The organism is Microbacterium sp., assembly GCF_032084865.1.
GTDB lineage: Bacteria > Actinomycetota > Actinomycetes > Actinomycetales > Microbacteriaceae > Microbacterium.
This window is the reverse complement of sequence record NZ_DAMDLU010000076.1, coordinates 1,086-6,110: the sequence shown is the minus strand read 5'-3', so window position 1 is coordinate 6,110 and position 5,025 is coordinate 1,086. Positions and strand designations below refer to the sequence as shown.

Annotated in this window: 3 protein-coding genes; 2 read left to right on the top strand and 1 reads right to left on the bottom strand. The window is 69.5% G+C overall.

Annotation, left to right across the window (positions count from 1 at the left end):
• Nucleotides 1-2,493, bottom strand: a 2,493-nt coding sequence (gene valS, locus RT309_RS09230; protein ID WP_313356576.1) for a valine--tRNA ligase, incomplete at its 3' end; no start/stop codon positions are given.
• A 165-nt stretch (nucleotides 2,494-2,658) separates the two neighbouring features.
• Here valS and RT309_RS09225 point away from each other — a divergent pair.
• Together RT309_RS09225 and RT309_RS09220 are read left to right on the top strand one after the other, a co-directional pair.
• On the top strand, nucleotides 2,659-4,278 hold the full coding sequence (locus RT309_RS09225; protein ID WP_313356575.1) for an ABC transporter substrate-binding protein: 1,620 nt from the start codon (nucleotides 2,659-2,661) through the stop codon (nucleotides 4,276-4,278).
• 1 nt (nucleotide 4,279) lies between these two features.
• Nucleotides 4,280-5,025 (top strand): ABC transporter permease (locus tag RT309_RS09220; protein ID WP_313356574.1); only part of this gene is annotated, 746 nt, incomplete at its 3' end.

Sequence of the window (5,025 nt, the reverse complement as noted above, 5' to 3'; positions counted from 1 at the left end):
CACGGCACGCAGGTCGTCGGCCGCGGCGCGCAGCGCCTCGATCCTCTCCGCGGGCGCGCCGATGGTGGCCGACGCGACCGGGGTCTTCTGCGATGCCTTCGCCTCGGTCTTCGCCCGGCGGATGCCGATCAGGGCGGCACTGGCGGCGGAGAGCACGGCTGTGTCACCGTCGATGCCGAGCGGCTCGGGCCACGCGGCGGTGTGGATCGAGCCCTCCTCGAACCACGACCAGGCCTCCTCGGTCGCGAACGACACGATCGGGGCGAGCAGGCGCAGCAGGGTCGACAGCGCCAGGCGCAGGGCGAGCGCGGCCGACGCCTGGTTCACGTCGGTCTGGTCGTAGGCGCGCTCCTTGACGAGCTCGAGGTAGTCGTCGCAGAACGTCCAGAAGAACGCCTCGGTGACCTCGAGCGCTTTGGCCTGGTCGTAGTTCTCGTACGCCGTGGTCGCCTCGCGCACGACCTGGTCGAGAGCGGTGAGCATCGACGCGTCGAGCGCGTGCGTGACCTGCGCGCCCTCGGGCACGGGGAACGAGAGCACGAACTTCGCCGCGTTGAGGATCTTGATCGCGAGCCGCCGACCGATCTTCACCTGAGTCGGGTTCTGCGGGTCGAAGGCGGCATCCATGCCGAGACGGCTGGAGGCCGACCAGTAGCGCACCGCGTCGGAGCCGTGCGTGGAGAGGATGTCGGCGGGCGTGACGACGTTGCCCTTCGACTTCGACATCTTCTTGCGGTCGGGGTCGACGATGAAGCCGCTGATGGCGGCGTTGTGCCACGGCGAGCGCTGGTCCTCGAGCGTCGAGCGCAGCATGGTCGAGAACAGCCAGGTGCGGATGATGTCCTGCCCCTGCGGACGCAGGTCGAACGGCGCCACGGTGTTCCACAGCTGCTCGTCGCGCTGCCAGCCGCCGGCCAGCTGCGGGGTGAGCGAGGAGGTCGCCCAGGTGTCGAAGATGTCCTGCTCGGCCCCGAATCCGCCGGGCACGCCGCGCTGGTCCTCGGTGTAGCCCTCCGGCACGTCCGTGGTCGGATCGATGGGCAGGCTCGCGCGCGACGGGGTCAGCACCCGGTCGTAGTCGCGCTCGCCGTTCTCGTCGAGGGCGTACCAGACGGGGATCGGCACGCCGAAGAAGCGCTGACGCGAGATGAGCCAGTCACCGGTGAGGCCGCCCACCCAGTTCTCGTAGCGCACGCGCATGAAGTCGGGATGCCAGCTCAGCTCGCGGCCGTTCTCGAGCAGCTGCTCGCGCAGCTGCGGGTCGCGGGCGCCGTTGCGGATGTACCACTGGCGCGTCGAGACGATCTCGAGCGGCCGGTCGCCCTTCTCGAAGAACTTCACCGCGTGGCTGAAGGGCTTGCCGACCTCGAGCAGGTTGCCCGATGCCTGCAGCTGCTCGACGATGCTCTTGCGGGCGCTGAAGACGGTCTTGCCGGCGAGCTCCGCGTACGCGGCGCGGCCCGCCTCCGAGATGATCGCCTCAGGCGCGTCGGCGAGCACACGGCCGTCCTTGCCGAGGATCGTGCGGTTCGGCAGATCGAGCTCGCGCCACCAGATGATGTCGGTCACGTCGCCGAAGGTGCAGATCATGGCGATGCCGGAGCCCTTGTCGGGCTGGGCGAGGTGGTGCGCGAGCACGGGCACCTCGACGTCGAAGATCGGGGTGCGCACGGTCTTGCCGAAGTAGGGCTGGTAGCGCTCGTCGTCGGGGTGCGCGACGAGGGCCACGCAGGCGGGCAGCAGCTCGGGACGGGTGGTCTCGATGTGGATGTCACCCGAGCCGTCGGTCTTGCGGAAGGCGACGCGGTGGAAGGCGGCCTGCTGGTCGCGGTCCTCGAGCTCGGCCTGCGCGATCGCCGAGCGGAAGTCGATGTCCCACAGGGTCGGTGCCAGCGACTGGTACGCCTCGCCGCGCTCGAGTCCGCGCAGGAACGCGAGCTGGCTCTGGCGGATCGTGTCGTCGGAGATGGTGCGGTACGTCTGGGTCCAGTCGACGCTGAGGCCGAGCTGGCGGAACAGCGCCTCGAACTGCTTCTCGTCCTCGACGGTCAGCTTCTCGCACAGCTCGATGAAGTTGCGGCGGCTGATCGGCTGCTGGTCGGCGGCGCGCGACGACTTGTTGTCGCCGCCCTCGAAGGGAGGCGTGAAGTCGGGGTCGTAGGGCAGCGTGGGATCGCAGCGCACGCCGTAGTAGTTCTGCACGCGGCGCTCGGTGGGCAGACCGTTGTCGTCCCAGCCCATCGGGTAGAACACGTTCTTGCCGCGCATGCGCTCGAAACGAGCCTTGATGTCGGTGTGCGTGTATGAGAAGACGTGCCCGATGTGCAGGCTGCCGGATGCCGTCGGCGGGGGAGTGTCGATCGAGTAGACGCTGTCGCGTCCGGATGCCGTGGCCTGGGCGCGATCGAAGAGGAAGGTGCCCTCATCCGACCACCGCTCACCCCACTTCGCTTCGAGGCCTTCGAGCGCGGGCTTGTCGGGGATGGTGGGCATGACGGACTCCTCGAACGATGTGTGCGGCACTGTGTGAGCGTGCCTGAGTGTGGGTTGTCCGGCGAGTCTACCGGTCGCCGCGCCGCCGTCCCTAGATCGACCCCGTCCAACAATCGCCGGTAAGATGGAGCGTTCCCCTTCTCCCGCACTCATCGAGGTTCCCGTATGCCTTCCTTCCCCGTGCGTCGCCTTCTGCCGCTGGCAGCCCTGGCCACGGCATCCGCCCTTCTGCTCAGCGGCTGCGCAGGGCCGGCCGGCGACGCGAGCGATTCCGACGCCGAGCTCGTCTGGGCCATCGAGGGCGCCAACCTCTCGGCCGGCCACATGGACCCGCAGACCAGCCAGCTCGACGTGTCGGGGATGGTGCAGCGTCAGGTGCTCGACTCCCTGATCTTCCAGGAGGCCGACGGGTCGTTCTCGCCGTGGCTCGCGAAAAGCTGGCAGGTCTCCGAAGACGGGAAGACCTACACCTTCGACCTGCGTGACGACGTGACGTTCTCGGACGGCACCGCGTTCGACGCCGCCGCCGTGAAGGCGAACTTCGATCGCATCGTCGACCCCGCCACCAAGTCGGCGCAGGCCGCGAGCATGCTCGGCGGTGAGCTGTACGCCGCAACCGAGGTCACCGGCGAGTACACCGTCGAGGTCAGCTTCACCCAGCCGTACGCACCCTTCCTGCAGGCCGCAAGCACCGCGCAGCTCGGCTTCTGGTCGCCCAAGGTGCTCGAGAAGTCCGCCGATCAGCTCGCCGCCGGCGGGCCGGACGTCACCGTCGGCACCGGTCCGTTCGTGCTCAGCGAGTACACCGCCGACCAGGAGATCGTCTACACCCGCAACGACGACTACAGCTGGGGCCCCGACGGAGCCAAGGCGCCGAAGATCAAGACGCTGCGCGTCGAGCTGCTGCCCGAGGCATCCGTCCGCGCCGGCGTGCTCTCCTCCGGCGAGGCGGACGTGGCCACCCAGCTGCCGCCGAACGTCGTCGCCGACCTCGGCGACGACGTCACCGTCACCGCCAAGGAGTACCCGGGTCTGCCGTACTCGCTGTTCCTCAACGAGAAGCACGGCGTGTTCGCCGACCAGAAGGTGCGCCAGGCGTTCTCGCTGGCCATCGACATCGATGCCGCCGTCGACGAGATCTTCTTCGGCGAGTTCCCCCGGGCGTGGAGCATCCTCGGCCCGACGACCCCCGGCTACGACAAGAGCCTCGAGGGCAGCTGGCCGTTCGACGCCGACAAGGCGAACGCCCTTCTCGACGAGGCGGGCTGGACCGAGCGCGGTGCGGACGGCATCCGGATGAAGGACGGCCGGCGCCTCTCGGCCCGCTGGATCGCCTGGACGCCGATCTCCGACGACCGCACGGCGCTCGCTAACGCCATCCAGTCGGATCTGAAGGACGTCGGCTTCGAGATCGTCCGCGAGAAGCTCGAGCCGGCCGCCTACAACGAGCAGTACGGCCCCAAGACCTACGACCTCACCGACTGGGACTTCTCGGGCGTCGATGCCGACCTGCTGCGCAGTCACCTGGGCACCGACGGCTTCCAGAACGCCTCGCAGGTGAGCGACCCCGCCGTCGACGACCTGCTCGAGCGCGGTCTGTCGACCTCCGACACCGACGAGCGGGCGAAGATCTACACCGAGCTGCAGCAGTGGAACGCCGAGCACGTCGCCATCGTGCCGCTGTACGTCTCGTCGCTGATCACCGGATCGGCGACCGGCGTGCAGGGACTGGAGTACGACCTGTACGGGCGCCCGCTGTTCTACGACGCGAGCGTCAGCCGCTGACGTGCGGCGCGCCCTGACCCGGCTCGCCGGGATCGCCGCGTCCGCCGTCCTCGTGCTGTGGGGTGCGGCGACGGTGGCGTTCCTGGCGTTCCGGATCATCCCGGGCGACGCCGTCTCGGTCATGCTCGGCCCGCAGGCCAAGGTGAGCGAGGCGGTGAAGGCTGGCGTCCGCGCCGAGCTCGGCCTCGACCGTCCGCCCCTCGAGCAGTACCTGTCGTACATCGGCGGATTGCTGCGCGGCGATCTGGGGACGTCGTACCAGCTCCGGATGCCGGTGACCGAGGTCATCGGGCGCCAGCTCGGCCCCACTCTGCAGCTCACCGCGCTGGCGCTGCTGATCGCGGTGCTCATCGCGCTCGCCGTGGCGCTGCTCGCACGCCACGGGGTCGCGCGAGCCGTGCTGGTCGCGGGCGAGCTGATCGTGCTGTCGTCGCCGGTGTTCTGGATCGGGATCGTGCTGCTGGCCGTCTTCGCGTTCGGGCTGGGATGGTTCCCCGTGGCGGGCACCCGCAGCCCCGCGACCGTCGTGCTGCCGGCCCTCACGCTCGCCCTTCCGGTGTCAGCGCTGATCAGCCAGGTGCTGCGCGACGGCATCGACGAGGCCGAGCGGCAGCCGTTCGCCGAGACCGTCCGCTCCCGCGGCGCCGGATCGTCCCGCCTCGTGCTGCGGCACTCGCTGCGCCACGGTGCGGCGGGCGCGCTCACCCTGACCGCGTATCTCATCGGCTCGCTGCTCGGCGGAGCGGT